Genomic DNA, 19,267 nt, shown 5'->3' with positions numbered 1-19,267 from the left:
CTACGGGAGGTGCGATGGGCGTCGAGGTGGTGGTCGAGGGCCTGACGAAGTCCTTCGGCAAGCAGACCATCTGGCGGGACGTCACGCTCAGCATCCCGCCGGGTGAGGTCAGCGTCATGCTCGGGCCGTCGGGCACCGGCAAGTCGGTGTTCCTGAAGTCCCTGGTCGGCCTGCTGAAGCCGGAACAGGGCAAGATCGTCATCAACGGCACGGACCTGGTCCGCTGCTCGGAGAGCAAGCTCTACGAGATCCGGAAGATGTTCGGCGTGCTGTTCCAGGACGGCGCCCTCTTCGGCTCGATGAACCTCTTCGACAACGTGGCGTTCCCGCTGCGCGAGCACACCCGCAAGACCGAGGCCGAGGTCCGGCGGATCGTGCTCGAGAAGATGGAGATGGTCGGCCTCGTCGGCGCGGAGAAGAAGCTCCCCGGCGAGATCTCCGGCGGTATGCGCAAGCGCGCCGGACTGGCCCGCGCGCTCGTGCTCGACCCCGAGATCATCCTGTGCGACGAGCCGGACTCCGGTCTGGACCCGGTCCGCACCGCGTACCTGTCCCAGCTGCTGATCGACCTCAACGCGCAGATCGACGCCACGATCCTGATCGTCACGCACAACATCACCGTCGCGCGCACGGTCCCGGACAACCTGGGCATGCTGTTCCGCCGCGAACTGGTCATGTTCGGCCCCCGCGAGGTGTTGCTGACCAGCGGCGAACCCGTGGTCGAGCAGTTCCTCAACGGCCGCCGCATCGGTCCGATCGGCATGTCGGAGGAGAAGGACCAGGCGACCATGGCGGCCGAGTTGGCGCACCGGGACGCGGGCCACTCCGACGGGTCGCCCGACGAGGACGTGCGCGGGGTCGTGCCGCAGATCGAGCCGACCCCCGGCCTGCCGGCGCGCGACGCGGTGCGCCGCCGCAAGGACCGGGTCATGAGCATCATACACACGCTCCCGCACGAGGCCCAGCAGGGCATCATCGCGAGCCTCACCCCCGCCGAGCAGAGCAAGTACGGCGTGTTCGCGGGCGTCGCGGCCCGCCCTCCGACCCCCACGCCCCACCCGCGCACCCCCGACACCGAGTGGCAGCGCCGGGCGGGTGACCTGTGAGCGCCCCCGTCTCCTTCCCCGGCGCCGGGGCCCTGCGCGAGACCGGCAAGCTGTTCTCGCTCGGCATCGACGTCACGCGCAGCGCGTTCAAGCGGCCGTTCCAGCTGCGCGAGTTCATCCAGCAGAGCTGGTTCATCGTCAGCGTCACGGTCCTGCCCACGGCGCTGGTGTCGATCCCGTTCGGCGCCGTCATCGCGCTCCAGCTCGGCTCGCTGACCAGGCAGATCGGCGCGCAGTCGTTCACCGGCGCGGCGAGCGTGCTGGCGATCATCCAGCAGGCCAGCCCCATCGTGACGGCGCTGCTGATCGCGGGCGCGGGCGGCAGCGCGATCTGCGCGGACATCGGGTCGCGCAAGATCCGCGAGGAGATCGACGCGATGGAGGTGCTCGGCGTCTCGCCGATCCAGCGCCTCGTCGTGCCGCGCGTGCTGGCCGCCATGCTGGTCAGCGTCCTGCTCAACGGCATGGTCAGCGTCGTCGGCGTGATGGGCGGCTACTTCTTCAACGTGGTCCTCCAGGACGGCACGCCCGGCGCGTACCTGGCGAGCTTCTCCGCGCTGGCCCAGCTGCCCGACCTGTGGATCAGCGAGTTCAAGGCGCTGATCTTCGGGTTCATCGCGGGCATCGTCGCCGCCTACCGCGGCCTCAACCCGGCCGGTGGCCCGAAGGGCGTGGGCGACGCGGTGAACCAGGCCGTGGTCATCACGTTCCTGCTGCTGTTCTTCGTGAACTTCGTGCTCACCACGATCTACCTGACGGTCGTCCCGGCGAAGGGGAGCTGAGGTGGCCATCGACTTCCGTAAAGCCGCCGGGCGTCCGCTCCAGGTGCTGGACGGCTTCGGCGACCAGCTCTGGTTCTACCTCCGCGCACTGGCCTGGACGCCACGCGTGCTGCGCCGCTACCTGCGCGAGACGCTGCGGCTGCTGGCCGAGGTCAGCTTCGGCAGCGGCGCGCTGGCCGTCATCGGCGGCACGATCGGCGTGATGGTCGGCCTGTCGGTGTTCACCGGCACGGTCGTCGGCCTCCAGGGCTTCACGGCCCTGAACCAGATCGGCACGTCGGCGTTCGCGGGCTTCGTGAGCGCGTACTTCAACACCCGCGAGATCGCCCCGCTGGTCGCGGGCCTCGCGCTGTCGGCCACGGTCGGCTCCGGCTTCACCGCGCAGCTCGGCGCGATGCGGATCTCCGAGGAGATCGACGCCCTGGAGGTCATGGGCATCCCGTCGATGCCGTTCCTGGTCACGACCCGGATCATCGCGGGCTTCGTCGCGATCGTCCCGCTGTACGTGATCGGCCTGCTGACCAGCTACCTGGCCGCGCGGACGATCACCGTGCAGTTCTACGGCCAGTCCGCGGGCACCTACGACCACTACTTCAACCTGTTCCTACCGCCGATCGACGTGCTCTGGTCGTTCGGCAAGGTGCTGGTCTTCGCGGTCGTGATCATCATGACCCACTGCTACTACGGCTACCGCGCCAGCGGCGGCCCGGCGGGGGTCGGCGTGGCCGTCGGCCGCGCGGTGCGCACCGCTATCGTCACCACGAGCCTGCTCGACTTCTTCCTGAGCCTGGCGATCTGGGGCACCACGACGACGGTGAGGATCGCGGGCTGATGATCAGGCAACGGCTCCTCGGCGTCGCGTTCCTCACCGTCATCGTGACCTTCCTGGCCCTGAGCGTGGCGCTCTACAACAACGCGTTCACCAGGGTCGTGACCGTCACGCTGAAGACCGACCACGTCGGCAACCAGCTGATGACCTCCTCGGACGTGAAGGTGCGCGGCCTGCTCGTCGGCGAGGTGCGGGCGATCCGCAGCACCGGTGACGGCGCGGAGCTGGAACTGGCGCTGCAACCGGACAAGGTCGACCTGATCCCGGAGGACGTGTCCGCGCGGCTGCTGCCGAAGACGCTGTTCGGCGAGCGGTACGTGAACCTGGTGCTGCCCGCGGACAACACGGGCGCGGGCGCCCACCTGACGGACGGCTCGGTCATCAAGCAGGACCGCTCCAGCGCCGCCATCGAGCTGGAGCAGGTGCTCGACGACCTGATGCCGGTGCTCCAGGCCGTGCAGCCGGAGAAGCTCGCGACGACGTTAACCGCGGTGTCGCAGGCGCTGGAGAACCGGGGCAAGCCGCTGGGGGAGACCCTGGTGCGGCTGGACTCCTACCTCGGTGAGCTGAACCCGCAGCTGCCCGCGCTCAAGGAGGGCATCAGCAGGCTCGCCGACGTGAGCGACGTCTACGCCGACGCCGCGCCGGACCTGGTGCAGGCGCTGACCGACGCCACGGCCACGAGCAAGACCATCGTCGAGCAGCGCGAGAACCTGCTGGAGCTGTACGGCACGCTGACCACGACCTCGCGCGACCTGACCGGTTTCCTGTCGGTGAACAAGAACAACCTGATCCAGCTCGCCGACACCGGCAGGCCGACGCTGGAGCTGCTCGCCAAGTACGCGCCCGAGTACCCGTGCCTGCTCAAGGGGCTCACCGAGTTCGCGCCGGTGATCAACCAGGCGTTCGGCGTCGGCACGGACGAGCCCGGTCTGCACATCACCATGGAGATCACCGCGAACCGCGGCAAGTACCTGCCCAACCAGGACGAGCCGGTGTACGGGGACAAGCGCGGGCCGCGCTGCTACGACGTCGAGCCGCGGCCGAACCCGTTCCCGCAGTACCCGCCGGAGGGTCCGCTGGTGGACGGGTCGAAGCCGCCGCCCGCCGCCCGCAGCGCGAACGACGGGATCCTGCCGCCTGCGGGCGGCGCCGGGACGACCAGCCCGTCGGCCGTCTCGGCGGAGAGCATCGCGAACTCCCCCGAGGAGCAGCGGATGCTCGCCGTGCTGCTGGGCAACGAGGTCGGGGTGCCCAGTGACCAGATGCCGAGCTTCACCAGCCTGCTGCTCGGCCCGCTCTACCGCGGGACGGAGGTGACGGTGGAGTGAGGGGACTCGCCGCTCCGCTGATCAAGCTGATCGTCTTCGCGGTCGTCACGATCCTGGCGACCGCGCTGCTCGCCGTCACCATCGCCAACGTGAGCCTCAAGAGCGCCACCGGCTACACCGCGCGGTTCACCGACGTGACGGCGCTGAACGAGGGCGACGACGTGCGCATCTCGGGCGTCCGGGTCGGCCAGGTCGAGGACATCCGGGTCGTCGACCGGAGGCTGGCCGAGGTCGAGTTCAGCATCGACGGCGATCGGGAGCTGCCCGCGTCGGTCAGCGCGACGATCAAGTACCGCAACCTCGTCGGCCAGCGGTACATCGCGCTGGAGCACGGCGTCGGCGACGCGGACGCGGTGCTCGCCGAGGGCGGCGTGATCCCGTTGGAGCGGACCAAGCCCGCGCTCGACCTGACCGTCCTGTTCAACGGGTTCAAGCCGCTGTTCCAGGCGTTGAACCCGGAGGACGTGAACAAGCTGTCCTACGAGATCATCCAGGTTCTCCAGGGCGAGGGCGGCACGATCGACAGCCTGCTGCGGCACACCGCGTCGCTCACCTCGGCGCTGGCGGCCAAGGACCAGGTCATCGGCGAGGTGATCGACAACCTCAACTCGGTGCTGGACACCGTGAACTCCCGCGGCGAGCAGCTGTCGACGCTCGTCACCACCGTGCAGGGGCTGGTGTCCGGGCTCGCGCAGGACCGCGAGCCGATCGGCGACGCGATCACCGCGCTGGGCGACCTGACCGGCACCACCGCCGGGCTGCTCGACCAGGCGCGCCAGCCGTTGAAGGACGACATCGCCTCGCTCGGCCTGGTGTCGAAGACCCTGGCGGACAACGAGTCCGTCGTCGAGGGCGCCATCCAGCGGATGCCGGGCAAGCTGGAGACGATCACCCGCACCGCGACCTACGGGTCGTGGTTCAACTTCTTCCTCTGCGAGGGCACCGGCCAGATCGCCGTGCCGCCGGTCATCACGAACCCGATCCCGATCACCGCACTGCCCGTGACGCAGCCGAGGTGCCGACGATGAAACAGGAACGGAACCCCGTCGCCGTCGGCGCCATCAGCCTCACGCTGATCGCGTTGCTGCTGCTGGCCGCGTTCTACTCCGACGACCTGCCGATCATCGGCAGCGGCACCACGTACTCCGCCGAGTTCAGCGAGGCAGCGGGGCTGGTGTCGGGCAACGAGGTGCGCGTCGCCGGGGTGAAGGTCGGCAAGGTGACCAAGGTGAAGTTGGACGGTGACCGGGTGCGGGTGTCGTTCAAGGTCAAGGACGCCTGGGTCGGCGACCGCACGACCGCGACGATCCGGATCAAGACGCTGCTGGGCCAGAAGTACGTGGCGCTGGACCCGCAGGGGTCGCTGCCGCTGGATCCGGGCAAGCCGATCCCGAAGGACCGGACGCTGGCGCCCTACGACGTGAACGAGGCCTTCAACGGCCTCGCGACCACGGTCGGGCAGATCGACACCAAGCAGCTCGCGGACAGCTTCGAGGTGCTGTCCCAGACGTTCGAGGGCACCTCCGACAGCGTGCGCGGCGCGCTGGACGGGTTGTCCGCGCTCTCGAAGACGATCTCCTCCCGCGACGATCAGCTGGCCGAGCTGCTGGGGAACACCAAGGACATCAGCCGGACCCTGGCCGACCGCAACGAGCAGTTCGAGAAGCTCCTGTCCGACGGCAACCTGCTGCTGGGCGAGCTGCGCAAGCGCAAGGACGCGATCTCGTTGCTGCTCAAGGGAACCCGCGACCTGTCCACCGAGCTGACCGGGCTCGTCGCGGACAACGACGCGCAGCTGCGGCCCGCGCTGGAGCAGCTGGAGCGCGTCACCACCATGTTGCAGCGCAACCAGGACAGCCTGGAGAAGGGTATCGCGCTGATGGCGCCGTTCTACCGGGTCTTCGCGAACACGCTGGGCAGCGGCCGCTGGTTCGACGTGTACATCTGCGGCCTGCTACCGCCCTCGGTGAACCTCGGCGTGATCGGGTTCGACGACGAGGGCTGCCTGCCGCCCGGAGTGCAGAGGTGAACGCGATGGCGGACTCGAAGTCGGGCCGCGACCTCGGCCGGGTGGTGGCGATGGCGTGCGTGCTGGCGCTGGTCGCGTCGGCGGCGCTGTGGTGGATCTTCTCCGGTGCGAACAGCCGCAAGGTGACCGCCGTGTTCGCCGCCGCGGTGGGCCTCTACCAGGGCTCGGACGTGCGGGTGCTGGGCGTGAAGGTCGGCAGGATCGAGGAGGTCGTGCCGGAGGGGCAGGTGGTCCGGGTCGTGATGTCGCTCGACCGGGACGTGGAGGTGCCCGCCGAGGCGCAGGCCGTCGTCATCGCGCCGAGCGTGGTCAGCGACCGGTACGTGCAGTTCGCGCCCGCCTACACCGGTGGTCCCACCCTCGGCGAGAACGCGCTGATCCCGCGCGAGCGCACCGCGACCCCGGTGGAACTCGACGAGCTGTACGCGAGCCTGGACAAGCTGACCACCGCGCTCGGGCCCGACGGCGCGAACGAGGACGGCGCGCTGTCGGACCTGCTGACCGGTGCCGCGAAGAACCTCGACGGCAACGGCCAGGCCCTCAACGACACGATCAAGCAGCTCGGCGACGCGACCCGCACGCTGTCCGGGTCCAAGGAGGACCTGTTCGCCACGGTCGACAACCTGTCGAAGTTCACCGCCATGCTGTCCGCCAACGACAGCCAGGTGCGCGACTTCGACAAGCAGCTCGCCGAGGTCGCCGGGTTCCTCGCCGACGAGCGGGAGAACCTCGGCGCAGCCCTCACCGAGTTGGCCAACGCGCTCGGCCAGGTGCAGGGCTTCATCAAGGACAACCGCGCCGTGCTCCAGTCCAACGTGGACAAGCTGGCGAGCATCACCGAGGTGCTGGTGAGGCAGCGCGCCGCGCTGGCCGAGACGATCGACGTCGCGCCGCTCGCGCTGGGCAACCTGCAGAACACCTACAACGCCGCGTCGGGGACCCTGGACACCAGGGCCGACATCAACGAGCTGAACCAGCCGCCGATCGTGCTGGTGTGCAAGCTGATCCAGCAGGTCGAGCCGGGCACCGTGCCGCTGGCGCTGTCGCAGGCGTGCGCGCAGCTCGAACCGGTGCTCACCGGCGCGCTGCCGCTGCCCACGCCCGCCGAGGCGCTCGGCTCGCTGGCCCAGGGCAAGCTGCCGCTCCCGTTGCCGCTGGGGGGTGTTCCGCGATGAGCGCCGCGCGCACCCGGATCGCCGCCGCCGTGCTGGCTTCCGCCGCGCTGCTCGCGGGCTGCGGCTCCGGCGGGTTCGACGGCGTCTACACGATGCCGCTGCCCGGCGGCGCCGACCTCGGCGACCGGCCCTACCGGGTGAAGGTGCGGTTCAAGGACGTCCTCGACCTCGTGCCGCAGGCCGGTGTGAAGGTCGACGACGTGGCGGTCGGCAAGGTGGAGGGGATCGACCTCGCCCCGGACGGGTGGACGGCCGAGGTGACCGTGGCCGTCAACGGCGACGTCGTGCTGCCCGCCAACTCCGTCGCGAAGCTCCGCCAGTCCGCGCTGCTGGGCGAGAAGTACGTCGAACTCGCCAAGCCCGCCTCCGGCACCGACCAGGGCAGGCTCGCAGACGGGAACGTGATCCCGGTCGACCGCACCAACCGCAACCCCGAGGTCGAAGAGGTCTTCGGGGCGCTGTCGCTGCTGCTCAACGGCGGCGGCGTGGCCCAGCTGCAGAACATCTCCAGGGAGCTCAACACCGCCCTGGAGGGCAACGAGCCGGAGATCCGCTCGCTGCTGACCAACGTGAACACGCTGGTGACCGAGCTGGACGGGCACAAGGCCGAGATCACCAGGGCGCTGGACGGCGTGAACCGGCTCGGCGGCACGCTGAACGCGCAGCAGGGCCAGATCGCCGGGGTGCTCGACGACCTGGAACCCGGCCTGAAGGTGCTCAGCGACCAGCGCACCCAGCTGGTGACGCTGCTCCAGTCGCTCGACGAGCTGTCCGGCGTCGCCGTCGACACCGTGGACAAGAGCAAGGCCGACCTGGTCGCGGACCTGAAGGCGCTGTCCCCGACGCTGCAGAAGCTCGCCGAGGCGGGCACCAACCTGCCGAACGCCTTCCAGCTGCTGCTCACCTACCCGTTCCCGGACGCGGCCGTCGACGGCATCAAGGGCGACTACACGAACCTCTACGCGGACATCGACCTGGACCTGGGCGACATCGTCGACAACCTCGGGTCGTCGCGGCAGGGTCTGCTGCCGGGCATCCCCGGTCTGGACGGCAACCCGCTGCCGTCGCTGCCCCTGCCGCTGCCGAACCTCCCGATCCCCGGTGTGGGCACCGGGACCGGGCTCGGCGACCTGCTCGGTGGACTGCTGGGAGGTGGTCGCCGGTGATCCCCCGCAGGATCAAGCTGCAGATCGGCGCGTTCCTGGTGATCGCGCTGGTCGGCATCAGCTACGTCGGCGCCCGCTACGTCGGCCTCGGCCGCTTGGTCGGCTCCTCCGGCTACGTCGTCACGATGCAGCTCGCCGACTCCGGCGGCATCTTCACCAACGCCGAGGTCGCCTACCGCGGGGTCACGATCGGCCGGGTCGGCGCGATGCGGCTGGCCGCCGACGGCATCGAGGTCGACCTGGACATCGACCCGAGCGCGCCGGGGGTGCCGTCCGACCTGGAGGCCGTGGTCGCGAACCGGTCCGCGGTCGGCGAGCAGTTCGTCGATCTGCGGCCCAAGCGCGACGGCGGGCCGTTCCTGGCCGCGGGCTCGGTCATCCCGCGCGCGGCCACGAAGACGCCGCCGCCGGTCGACGGCCTGCTGACCAACCTCGACGCGTTCGCCAAGTCCGTGCCGACCGACGCGCTGCGCACCGTCGTGGACGAGTTGGACACCGCGTTCAACGGCACCGGCGGTGACCTCCAGGTGCTGCTGGACAACACCCGGTCGTTCACGCAGACCGCGACCGAGCACCTCCCGCAGACCAAGGCGCTGCTCCAGGACGGGCTGACCGTGCTGACCACCCAGGCCGAGCAGGGCAGCGCGATCCGGTCGTTCAGCGGCGACCTGCGGCTGCTCGCCGAGCAGCTCCGGAAGTCCGACGGCGACCTGCGGAACCTGATCAGGGTGAGCCCGCGGGCGGCCGAGCAGGTGTCCGCGCTGCTGGCGGAGAGCGGCCCCGGCCTCGGCGTGGTGTTCGCGAACCTGCTGACCACGTCGAACATCCTGGTCAGCAGGCTGGATGGGCTGGAGCAGATCGCGGTGACCTACCCGATCGTCGTCGGCGGCGGCTTCACCGTGGCGCCCGGCGACGGCACCGCGCACTTCGGCCTCGCGCTCAACGTGTTCGACCCGGTGCCGTGCACGGTCGGCTACGAGGGCACGCGGATCAGGCAGGGCACCGACACCACGCCCGCCGCGCTGAACACGCAGGCGTACTGCGCGCTGGCACGGGGGAGCGCGACCACCGTGCGCGGCGCCCAGAACGCCCCGTACGGTGGCCAGCCGACCACGCCCCAGGGCAACGAGACCACGCAGCCGGGGCAGGAGCAGACCGGGACCGCGGCCACCCCCGCGCCCGTGCTGACCAGCCTCGGCCAGTTGCTCGGCTTGCCGGGCTAGGGAGCGCTCATGGACACCGGAATCCGCCGCTGGGCGCTGCCCGTCGCCGTCGTGCTGGTGGTGCTCGCCGCCGGCTACGCGGTGTGGGCGGGCGTGTCGTGGCTGAACGGGTCGAACAACGACGCCACCGCCTACTCGCAGGAGCGCGAGGAGGTGCTGCGGGTCGGCCAGGTCGGCATCGCGAACTTCACCACGCTCGACTACCGCAAGGTCGACGAGGACCTCGACCGCTGGCTCCAGTCGTCGACCGGCGACCTGCGCGAGGAGGTCGAGACCGGCAAGGACACCCGGAAGAAGCAGATCCAGGACGCCAAGACGGTCACCACCAGCCGGGTGCTCGACGCGGCGGTCACCGAACTCGACGACCGGGCGGGGCAGGCGCACCTGATCGCCGTCGTCGAGACCACGGTGACCCCGGACGGCGGTCAAGCGGTGAAGAAGGTCAACCGCTACCAGACCGACCTGAGCCGCACGGACGCCGGTTGGAAGCTCAGCGCGCTCGGTCCCGTCGCGGCCGGCGGCGCCTGATCAGATTGGACTCCCCAGTGCCCCCGCCCCGCCGCCGCCCGGTCCCGTCCACCCCCGCGTACCGCCCGAAGGTCGCCGGTCTGCGCAAGCAGGCCGGCACACCGCCCGCCGGCACCCCGTCCGCTGCCGTGGAGCCGGTGGTCGAGCCCACCGCGCCCGAGGTCGTCGCGCGGGAGCCGGTCGTCGCCCCGGTCGTCGACAGCGCTCCCGCCGACGCGCCCGAGCAGGTGGACGCGGAGCCTGCCGAATTGGAGACGGCTGAGCCGACCGTCGTCGAGTCCGAGACCGCCGAGCCCGAGACCGCTGAAGCCGAGGTCGTCGAGGCCGAGGAGGACGCCGGGCCCGCGACGGCCAAGCCGGTCGGCCGCGGCGAGCGGAAGTCGACCGGGGTCCCGTCGCCGTCGCCCCGGAAGGACGCCGAGGCCGACGCGGAGTCCGACGCCGCGGACGCCGCCGACACCGCCGAGCCACTGCCCGTCGAGTTCGTGGCCAAGGGCAGGTCACCGCTGCTGCTCCCGCTGGTCCTGGTGCTGGTCGCCGCCCTGCTCGGCGGTCTCGGCCTGTGGTTCCGGTCGATGGACCGCGGCGGTCCGCTCAACGAGGCGCTGGTCGACACCGGCGGCACCACCGAGGTCAGCGGCCAGGCCCGCGAAGCGGTCGAGAAGGCCTTCTCCTACAACTTCGCCGACGTCGACGCGACCGAGAAGGCCGCGGGCGACCTGCTGGTCGGCAAGGCCAAGTGCCAGTACGACGCGATCTTCGGCCCGGTGAGGTCGCTGGCCCCCGAGCAGAAGCTCGTCGTCACGGTCAAGGCCGTGAGCAGCGGCGTGACCTCGCTGTCCGGGGACCGCGCGACCGTGCTGCTGTTCCTCGACCAGGTGACCACGCGCACGACCGACAACCAGACCGGCGGCGGCATCGCGATGATGCGCGTGGGCGCGCAGCGCGTCGACGGCCGCTGGAAGGTCGACAACATGGAGATGTTCGGCCAGACCGGCGATCAGGCGGTCGAGATGCAGAAGTGCTCCTAGCCGCGGTGGCGCGCTCGGACATCCCATGAGCTGATCGGGCGACAACGGCTGTCCAAGGCCCCGAACATGGACGAAGAAGATCCACTTCAAGCCCCTGAACGCGTGATGCCGGCCACACTATTGAGCCGATTTTTGGACCGCCCGGATACACGTCCGGCGGGTGGAATCGGGCCCGGCAACTGTTCGCCGACGCTGGTCCGCCCGTGTTCGCCCTGGTCAAAGAGGTTACTTCCGGTAAACGTCGTTTGCGCCACCGGAGTGATCGGGGCGTGGCATCTTGACTGCGAGCGCAGGCAGGGTCACTCTGTTTCCGAACACGAGAAAGGTCCTTCCAGGTGCCTCTCGACAGTCGCCGTGTGTGTGGCTAGACTGCTCCTTTGCGCTGCCCTCATCCCGTTTTACCCCCTTGTTGGGTCCCTCTTCGCCGAGAGGACGCCTCGCGAGACCAGGATGCGCATGGCGGCGCCGCACCCTTGACAGCCGTGCTAGTCCGCTGCTAGCCAGCTAATTAGTCCCTGGAAGGACGCATCTTGGCGATCTCTCGCGCGACCAAGGCCACTGCTGCGACCAACTCCACGTCGGGGATCCCTGGAGCGCCGAAGCGGGTCTCATTTGCGAAGATCCACGAACCGCTGAAGACGCCCAACCTGCTTGACCTGCAGATTCAGTCCTTCGAATGGCTCACCGGTGATGAGGCCTGGTTCCAGCGCCGCATCGACGCCGGTGACGAGGCGCCGACGGGCGGCCTCGAAGAGGTCCTCAACGAGATCTCGCCGATCGAAGACTTCTCGGGCTCGATGTCGCTCTCCTTCTCCGATCCGCGCTTCGACGAGGTCAAGGCCTCGACCGAGGAGTGCAAGGACAAGGACATGACGTACGCCGCCCCGTTGTTCGTCACGGCGGAGTTCACCAACCACACCACTGGCGAGATCAAGAGCCAGACGGTGTTCATGGGTGACTTCCCGATGATGACCGACAAGGGCACGTTCATCATCAACGGCACCGAGCGGGTCGTGGTCTCCCAGCTCGTTCGATCGCCCGGCGTCTACTTCGACACCAATGTCGACAAGACGACGGACAAGGACGTCTTCAGCGTCAAGATCATCCCTTCGCGGGGTGCTTGGCTGGAGTTCGACGTGGACAAGCGCGACACCGTCGGTGTGCGCATCGACCGCAAGCGCCGCCAGCCGGTCACCGTGCTGCTGAAGGCGCTGGGCTGGTCCACCGAGCAGATCCGTGAGCGCTTCTCGTTCAGCGAGACCCTCCTCACGACGCTCGAGAAGGACCACACCGCCGGCACCGACGAGGCTCTGCTCGACATCTACCGGAAGCTGCGCCCCGGCGAGCCCCCCACCAAGGAGAGCGCCCAGGCCCTTCTGGAGAACCTGTTCTTCAAGGAGAAGCGCTACGACCTCGCCAAGGTCGGCCGGTACAAGGTCAACAAGAAGCTGGGCCTGGCCAGCCCGATCAGCACCGGTGTGCTGACCGAGGACGACGTCGTCACGACGATCGAGTACCTCGTGCGCCTGCACGCCGGCGAGACGAACATGCAGCCGGGCGAGACCGAGGTCCCCGTCGAGGTCGACGACATCGACCACTTCGGCAACCGGCGCCTGCGCACGGTCGGCGAGCTGATCCAGAACCAGATCCGCGTGGGCCTGTCCCGCATGGAGCGCGTGGTCCGCGAGCGGATGACGACCCAGGACGTCGAGGCGATCACGCCCCAGACCCTGATCAACATCCGTCCCGTCGTGGCCGCGATCAAGGAGTTCTTCGGAACCTCCCAGCTGTCGCAGTTCATGGACCAGACCAACCCGCTCGCGGGCCTGACCCACAAGCGCCGCCTGTCGGCGCTGGGTCCGGGTGGTCTTTCCCGTGAGCGCGCGGGCATGGAGGTCCGGGACGTCCACCCGTCGCACTACGGCCGCATGTGCCCGATCGAGACGCCGGAAGGCCCGAACATCGGCCTGATCGGCTCGCTGTCCTCCTACGGGCGGGTCAACCCGTTCGGCTTCATCGAGACGCCGTACCGCAAGGTCGTCGACGGTCGGGTCACCGACCAGATCGACTACCTGACGGCCGACGAGGAAGACCGCTACGTCAAGGCGCAGGCGAACGCCCAGATCGACCTCGACGGCAACTTCCTGGAGCCGCGCGTCCTCGTCCGCAAGAAGGGCGGCGAGGTCGAGCTGATCCTGCCCGAGGACGTCGACTACATGGACGTCTCGCCGCGGCAGATGGTGTCCGCCGCGACCGCGATGATCCCGTTCCTCGAGCACGACGACGCGAACCGCGCGCTGATGGGCGCGAACATGCAGCGCCAGGCCGTCCCGCTGCTCCGCAGCGAGGCGCCGCTGGTCGGCACCGGCATGGAGCTGCGCGCCGCGGTCGACGCGGGCGAGGTCGTCGTCGCCAAGAAGACCGGCGTCATCGAGGAGATCTCCGCCGACTACGTCACGGTGATGGCCGATGACGGTTCCCGCCAGACCTACGGGATGCACAAGTTCCGCCGGTCCAACCAGGGCACCTGCATCAACCAGAAGCCGATCGTCCACGAGGGCGACCGCGTGGAGTCCGGCCAGGTCCTCGCGGACGGGCCGTGCACCGAGAACGGCGAGATGGCGCTGGGCAAGAACCTGCTCGTCGCGATCATGCCGTGGGAGGGTCACAACTACGAGGACGCGATCATCCTGTCGCAGCGCCTCGTGCAGGACGACGTGCTCACCTCGATCCACATCGAAGAGCACGAGATCGACGCCCGCGACACCAAGCTCGGTGCCGAGGAGATCACGCGGGACATCCCGAACGTCTCCGAGGAGGTCCTCGCGGACCTCGACGAGCGCGGCATCATCCGCATCGGCGCCGAGGTCCAGCCCGGTGACATCCTCGTCGGCAAGGTCACGCCCAAGGGCGAGACCGAGCTGACCCCGGAGGAGCGCCTGCTCCGCGCGATCTTCGGCGAGAAGGCGCGCGAGGTGCGCGACACGTCGCTGAAGGTGCCGCACGGCGAGTACGGCAAGGTCATCGGCATCCGCGTGTTCAGCCGCGAGGACGACGACGAGCTGCCTCCGGGCGTGAACGAGCTCGTCCGGGTCTACGTGGCGCAGAAGCGCAAGATCCAGGACGGCGACAAGCTCGCGGGCCGCCACGGCAACAAGGGCGTCATCGGCAAGATCCTCCCCGCGGAGGACATGCCGTTCCTCGAGGACGGCACGCCGGTCGACATCGTCCTGAACACCCACGGCGTGCCCCGTCGTATGAACATCGGCCAGGTGCTGGAGACCCACCTCGGGTGGATCGCCAAGCAGGGCTGGAGCATCGACGGCGAGGCCGACTGGGCGAAGAACCTGCCGGAAGAGCTGTACGAGGTGGCGCCGAACACGAACACGGCCACGCCGGTGTTCGACGGCGCGCAGGAAGAGGAGATCACCGGGCTGCTCGGCTCGACCATCCCGAACCGCGACGGCGAGCGGATGGTCAAGCAGAACGGCAAGGCGCAGCTCTTCGACGGTCGCTCCGGCGAGCCGTACCCGCACCCCGTGTCGGTCGGCTACATGTACATCCTGAAGCTGCTGCACCTCGTGGACGACAAGATCCACGCGCGCTCCACCGGCCCGTACTCGATGATCACGCAGCAGCCGCTGGGTGGTAAGGCGCAGTTCGGTGGCCAGCGCTTCGGTGAGATGGAGTGCTGGGCGATGCAGGCGTACGGCGCCGCGTACACCCTGCAGGAACTTCTCACGATCAAGTCCGACGACGTCCTCGGCCGCGTGAAGGTCTACGAGGCCATCGTCAAGGGCGAGAACATCCCGGAGCCGGGTATCCCGGAATCCTTCAAGGTGCTGCTCAAGGAGCTGCAGTCGTTGTGCCTCAACGTCGAGGTGCTGTCTTCGGACGGCGCCGCGATCGAGATGCGCGATGGCGACGACGAGGACCTGGAGAGGGCTGCCGCGAACCTCGGCATCAACCTCTCGCGGTCCGAATCGCCTTCAGTCGACGACGTCGTCAACTGACTCGCTGGTCGACGGTGGGGGAGCGCGCCTCCCGCGTGCTCCCCGCCGTTCGGCCCGACCCCACTCCTGAGTCATTGCCTTCTGGGGCAAGCAAAACCAACCGAAGGGGAGAAGAGAAGACGTGCTCGACGTCAACTTCTTCGATGAGCTCCGCATCGGTCTCGCGTCCGCCGATGACATTCGCCAGTGGTCGTTCGGCGAGGTCAAGAAGCCCGAGACCATCAACTACCGCACGCTCAAGCCCGAGAAGGACGGCTTGTTCTGCGAGAAGATCTTCGGTCCCACGCGGGACTGGGAGTGCTACTGCGGCAAGTACAAGCGCGTCCGCTTCAAGGGCATCATCTGCGAGCGCTGCGGCGTCGAGGTGACCCGCGCCAAGGTGCGCCGTGAGCGGATGGGCCACATCGAACTGGCCGCGCCCGTCACGCACATCTGGTACTTCAAGGGCGTTCCCAGCCGGTTGGGCTACCTGCTCGACCTGGCCCCCAAGGACCTCGAGAAGATCATCTACTTCGCCGCCTACGTCATCGTGGGCGTCAACACCGAGCTGCGCCACAACGACCTGTCCACTCTGGACAGCGAGATGCAGGTCGAGCGCAAGCGCGTCGAGAACAAGCGCGACGCAGACGTGGAAGGCCGCGCGCAGAAGCTCGAGGCCGACCTGGCCGAGCTCGAGGCCGAAGGCGCGAAGAGCGACGTCCGCCGCAAGGTCAAGGAGGGCGGCGAACGTGAGATGCGCCAGCTCCGCGACCGCGCCCAGCGTGAGCTGGACCGCCTGGACGAGATCTGGACGACGTTCACCAAGCTCGAGCGCGCCCAGCTCGTCATGGACGAGATGATCTACCGCGAGCTGTACGACCGCTACGGCGACTACTTCACCGGTGCCATGGGCGCGGAGGCGATCCAGCGACTGCTGGGCGACTACGACGTCGACGCCGAGGCCGACGTGCTGCGCGAGACCATCCGCAGCGGCAAGGGCCAGAAGAAGCTGCGCGCGCTCAAGCGGCTCAAGGTCGTCGCCGCGTTCCAGCAGACGCGCAACAACCCGCAGGGCATGGTCCTCGACTGCGTCCCGGTCATCCCGCCGGACCTGCGCCCGATGGTGCAGCTCGACGGTGGCCGCTTCGCCACGTCGGACCTGAACGACCTGTACCGCCGCGTGATCAACCGGAACAACCGCCTCAAGAGGCTGATCGACCTCGGCGCGCCCGAGATCATCGTCAACAACGAGAAGCGGATGCTCCAGGAGGCCGTCGACGCGCTGTTCGACAACGGCCGCCGCGGTCGCCCGGTGACCGGGCCGGGCAACCGCCCGCTCAAGTCGCTGTCCGACCTGCTGAAGGGCAAGCAGGGCCGGTTCCGCCAGAACCTGCTCGGCAAGCGCGTCGACTACTCCGGCCGTTCGGTCATCGTGGTCGGCCCGCAGCTCAAGCTGCACCAGTGCGGTCTGCCCAAGCAGATGGCGCTGGAGCTGTTCAAGCCGTTCGTGATGAAGCGGCTGGTCGACCTCAACCACGCGCAGAACATCAAGTCCGCCAAGCGGATGGTCGAGCGCGCGCGCCCGGCCGTGTGGGACGTGCTGGAAGAGGTCATCACCGAGCACCCCGTGCTGCTGAACCGCGCGCCCACGCTGCACCGCCTGGGCATCCAGGCCTTCGAGCCCCAGCTGGTCGAGGGCAAGGCCATCCAGCTGCACCCGCTCGTGTGCGAGGCGTTCAACGCCGACTTCGACGGTGACCAGATGGCGGTCCACCTGCCGCTGTCCGCCGAGGCGCAGGCCGAGGCGCGCGTGCTGATGCTGTCGTCGAACAACATCCTGTCGCCCGCGTCCGGCAAGCCACTGGCCATGCCGCGACTCGACATGGTGACCGGTCTCTACCACCTCACCCGGCACCGGGAAGGCGACCTCGGCGAAGGCCACGCCTACTCGTCGGTCGCCGAGGCGATGATGGCGTTCGACCGCAAGGTCCTGGGCCTCCAGTCGATGGTGAAGATCCGCGTCACGGACAAGAACCCGCCGAAGAACGAGACGCCCGAGGGCTGGGAGCCCGGTCAGCCGTGGCTCGCCACGACGACCCTCGGCCGCGTCCTGTTCAACGAGGTGCTGCCGCAGGACTACGCGTTCATCAACGAGGTCATGCCGAAGAAGCGGCAGGCCACGATCATCAACGACCTGGCCGAGCGGTACCCGATGGTCACCGTTGCCCGGACGCTGGACAAGCTGAAGGACGCCGGTTTCTACTGGGCCACCAGGTCCGGCGTCACCGTCGCCATCTCGGACGTCCTCGTGCCCGCTGCCAAGCAGGGCATCCTCGAGGAGCACGAGAAGCTCGCGGAAGCGGTCGAGAAGCGCTACCAGCGCGGTCAGCTCTCCTACGTGGAGCGCAACAACGAGCTGGTCAAGGTGTGGACCAAGGCGACGGAAGAGGTCGCCGAGGTCATGGAGGCCAACTTCCCCGACGACAACCCGATCCGCATGATCGTGAAGTCGGGCGCGGCGGGCAACATGACCCAGGTCCGGTCGCTGGCCGGTATGCGCGGTCTGGTGACCAACCCGAAGGGCGAGTACATCCCACGCCCCATCAAGGCCTCGTTCCGCGAGGGCTTGTCGGTGCTGGAGTACTTCATCGCCACGCACGGCGCCCGCAAGGGCCTCGCCGACACCGCGCTGCGCACCGCCGACTCGGGTTACCTGACCCGTCGTCTGGTGGACGTGTCGCAGGACGTCATCATCCGCGAGGTCGACTGCGGCACCACCCGCGGCGTGACCCTGCCGGTGGGCGAGAAGGCGGGCGACAAGGTCGTCATGCACGAGTTCGCGCAGACGAGCGTGTACGCCCGCACCCTGGCGGACGACCTGAACGACCTGAACGGCAACCTGCTGCTCAACCGCGGCGACGACCTGGGCGACCCCGCCCTGGCGAAGCTGGTCGAGGCGGGCATCCTCAAGGTCAAGGTCCGCTCGGTCCTGACCTGCGAGACGCCCGTCGGTGTCTGCGCGAGCTGCTACGGCCGCTCGATGGCTACCGGCCAGCTCGTCGACGTCGGCGAGGCCGTGGGCATCGTGGCCGCGCAGTCGATCGGTGAGCCCGGCACGCAGCTGACGATGCGCACCTTCCACCAGGGTGGTGTCGCCGGTGACGACATCACGACCGGTCTGCCCCGTGTGCAGGAGCTGTTCGAGGCTCGTGTGCCCAAGGGCAAGGCGCCCATCGCGGACGTCGACGGCCGGGTGCGCCTGGAGGACGGCGACCGCTTCTGGAAGATCACCCTCATCCCGGACGACGGGTCCGAGGAGATCGTCTTCGAGAAGCTGTCGAAGCGCCAGCGCCTCGCCAACACCCCCACCGGCCCGCTCGCGGACGGCGACCACGTCACCGTCGGCCAGCAGCTGCTGGAGGGCACGCCCGACCCGCACGAGGTGCTCCGCGTGATGGGGCCCCGCGAGGCCCAGCTGCACCTCGTCACCGAGGTCCAGAAGGTGTACCGCGCACAGGGCGTGGCGATCCACGACAAGCACATCGAGGTGATCGTCCGGCAGATGCTGCGCCGGGTCACGATCATCGACTCGGGCACCGCGGAGTTCCTCCCCGGCTCCCTGGTCGAGCGCGCCAACTTCGAGGCGGGCAACCGCAAGGTCGTCTCCGAGGGTGGCGAGCCCGCGGCCGGTCGTCCGGTGCTGATGGGCATCACGAAGGCGTCGCTCGCGACGGACTCGTGGCTGTCCGCGGCCTCCTTCCAGGAGACCACCAGGGTCCTGACCGACGCGGCCATCAACGGCCGCTCGGACAAGCTCATCGGTCTCAAGGAGAACGTGATCATCGGTAAGTTGATCCCGGCTGGTACGGGCATCAACAGGTACCGCAACATCCAGGTCCAGCCGACCGAGGAAGCGCGGGCCGCGGCCTACGCGATCCCCTCGTACGACGACGGGTACTACACGCCCGACGTCTTCGGCACCGGCACGGGTGCGGCGGTTCCGCTGGACGACTACGACTTCGGTCGCGACTACCGCTAGTCCACTGGTCACGCGAAAGGCCCCCGCAGCTCCGGC

13 protein-coding genes are annotated in these 19,267 nt (G+C 68.9%); all 13 read left to right on the top strand.

The features are described 5' to 3' along the window. Positions 1 to 14: 14 nt before the first annotated feature. The 13 genes from RM788_RS22355 (at position 15) to RM788_RS22295 (ending at position 19,231) form a co-directional block, all read left to right on the top strand. Positions 15 to 1,106, top strand: a complete 1,092-nt coding sequence (locus RM788_RS22355; protein ID WP_315933694.1) for an ABC transporter ATP-binding protein — start codon at positions 15 to 17, stop codon at positions 1,104 to 1,106. Continuing rightward, positions 1,103 to 1,888 carry an MlaE family ABC transporter permease gene (locus tag RM788_RS22350; RefSeq protein ID WP_315933693.1) on the top strand — a complete coding sequence of 262 codons (786 nt, stop codon included), beginning with the start codon at positions 1,103 to 1,105 and terminating at the stop codon, positions 1,886 to 1,888. Before RM788_RS22355 ends, RM788_RS22350 begins: the two co-directional genes overlap by 4 nt. Position 1,889: 1 nt before the next feature. Next, positions 1,890 to 2,720: an MlaE family ABC transporter permease gene (locus RM788_RS22345; RefSeq protein ID WP_315933692.1), complete on the top strand. Its 831-nt coding sequence runs from the start codon at positions 1,890 to 1,892 to the stop codon at positions 2,718 to 2,720. Beyond that, the gene (locus RM788_RS22340) at positions 2,720 to 4,048 is read left to right on the top strand and encodes an MCE family protein (protein ID WP_315933691.1); all 1,329 of its coding nucleotides are present in this window, start codon (positions 2,720 to 2,722) and stop codon (positions 4,046 to 4,048) included. The genes RM788_RS22345 and RM788_RS22340 overlap by 1 nt, the downstream gene beginning before the upstream one ends. Then, positions 4,045 to 5,076, top strand: coding sequence for an MCE family protein (locus tag RM788_RS22335; RefSeq protein WP_315933690.1), 1,032 nt, complete (start codon positions 4,045 to 4,047; stop codon positions 5,074 to 5,076). Before RM788_RS22340 ends, RM788_RS22335 begins: the two co-directional genes overlap by 4 nt. Then, positions 5,073 to 6,077: an MCE family protein gene (locus RM788_RS22330; protein WP_315933689.1), complete on the top strand. Its 1,005-nt coding sequence runs from the start codon at positions 5,073 to 5,075 to the stop codon at positions 6,075 to 6,077. The genes RM788_RS22335 and RM788_RS22330 overlap by 4 nt, the downstream gene beginning before the upstream one ends. 5 nt (positions 6,078 to 6,082) lie before the next feature. Further along, positions 6,083 to 7,252, top strand: a complete 1,170-nt coding sequence (locus RM788_RS22325) for an MCE family protein (protein WP_315933688.1) — start codon at positions 6,083 to 6,085, stop codon at positions 7,250 to 7,252. Beyond that, on the top strand, positions 7,249 to 8,418 hold the full coding sequence (locus RM788_RS22320) for an MCE family protein (RefSeq protein WP_315933687.1): 1,170 nt from the start codon (positions 7,249 to 7,251) through the stop codon (positions 8,416 to 8,418). Before RM788_RS22325 ends, RM788_RS22320 begins: the two co-directional genes overlap by 4 nt. Beyond that, positions 8,415 to 9,641, top strand: a complete 1,227-nt coding sequence (locus RM788_RS22315; protein WP_315933686.1) for an MCE family protein — start codon at positions 8,415 to 8,417, stop codon at positions 9,639 to 9,641. Before RM788_RS22320 ends, RM788_RS22315 begins: the two co-directional genes overlap by 4 nt. Before the next feature lie 9 nt (positions 9,642 to 9,650). After that, positions 9,651 to 10,169, top strand: a complete 519-nt coding sequence (locus RM788_RS22310) for an Rv1363c family protein (RefSeq protein ID WP_315933685.1) — start codon at positions 9,651 to 9,653, stop codon at positions 10,167 to 10,169. 17 nt (positions 10,170 to 10,186) lie between these two features. Further along, positions 10,187 to 11,200: a hypothetical protein gene (locus tag RM788_RS22305; protein WP_315933684.1), complete on the top strand. Its 1,014-nt coding sequence runs from the start codon at positions 10,187 to 10,189 to the stop codon at positions 11,198 to 11,200. Positions 11,201 to 11,730: 530 nt separating this feature from the next. Then, positions 11,731 to 15,213, top strand: a complete 3,483-nt coding sequence (gene rpoB / locus RM788_RS22300; protein WP_315933683.1) for a DNA-directed RNA polymerase subunit beta — start codon at positions 11,731 to 11,733, stop codon at positions 15,211 to 15,213. 121 nt (positions 15,214 to 15,334) lie between these two features. Continuing rightward, positions 15,335 to 19,231 (top strand): DNA-directed RNA polymerase subunit beta', encoded by a 3,897-nt coding sequence (locus tag RM788_RS22295; RefSeq protein ID WP_315933682.1) that lies wholly within the window; start codon positions 15,335 to 15,337, stop codon positions 19,229 to 19,231. Positions 19,232 to 19,267 lie beyond the last annotated feature (36 nt).

Origin of the sequence: Umezawaea sp. Da 62-37, from assembly GCF_032460545.1 — a bacterium.
GTDB lineage: Bacteria > Actinomycetota > Actinomycetes > Mycobacteriales > Pseudonocardiaceae > Umezawaea.
The sequence above is the reverse complement of the archived record's forward strand: the minus strand, read 5'-3'. Positions and strand labels throughout refer to the sequence as shown.

What these genes read in the sequence shown, in the direction of transcription:
- RM788_RS22340 (WP_315933691.1), top strand. Translation starts at nt 2,720, where the DNA reads ATGATCAGGCAACGGCTCCTCGGCGTCGCGTTCCTCACCGTCATCGTG.
- RM788_RS22310 (WP_315933685.1), top strand. Translation starts at nt 9,651, where the DNA reads ATGGACACCGGAATCCGCCGCTGGGCGCTGCCCGTCGCCGTCGTGCTG.
- RM788_RS22325 (WP_315933688.1), top strand. Translation starts at nt 6,083, where the DNA reads ATGGCGGACTCGAAGTCGGGCCGCGACCTCGGCCGGGTGGTGGCGATG.
- RM788_RS22355 (WP_315933694.1), top strand. Translation starts at nt 15, where the DNA reads ATGGGCGTCGAGGTGGTGGTCGAGGGCCTGACGAAGTCCTTCGGCAAG.
- RM788_RS22320 (WP_315933687.1), top strand. Translation starts at nt 7,249, where the DNA reads ATGAGCGCCGCGCGCACCCGGATCGCCGCCGCCGTGCTGGCTTCCGCC.
- RM788_RS22330 (WP_315933689.1), top strand. Translation starts at nt 5,073, where the DNA reads ATGAAACAGGAACGGAACCCCGTCGCCGTCGGCGCCATCAGCCTCACG.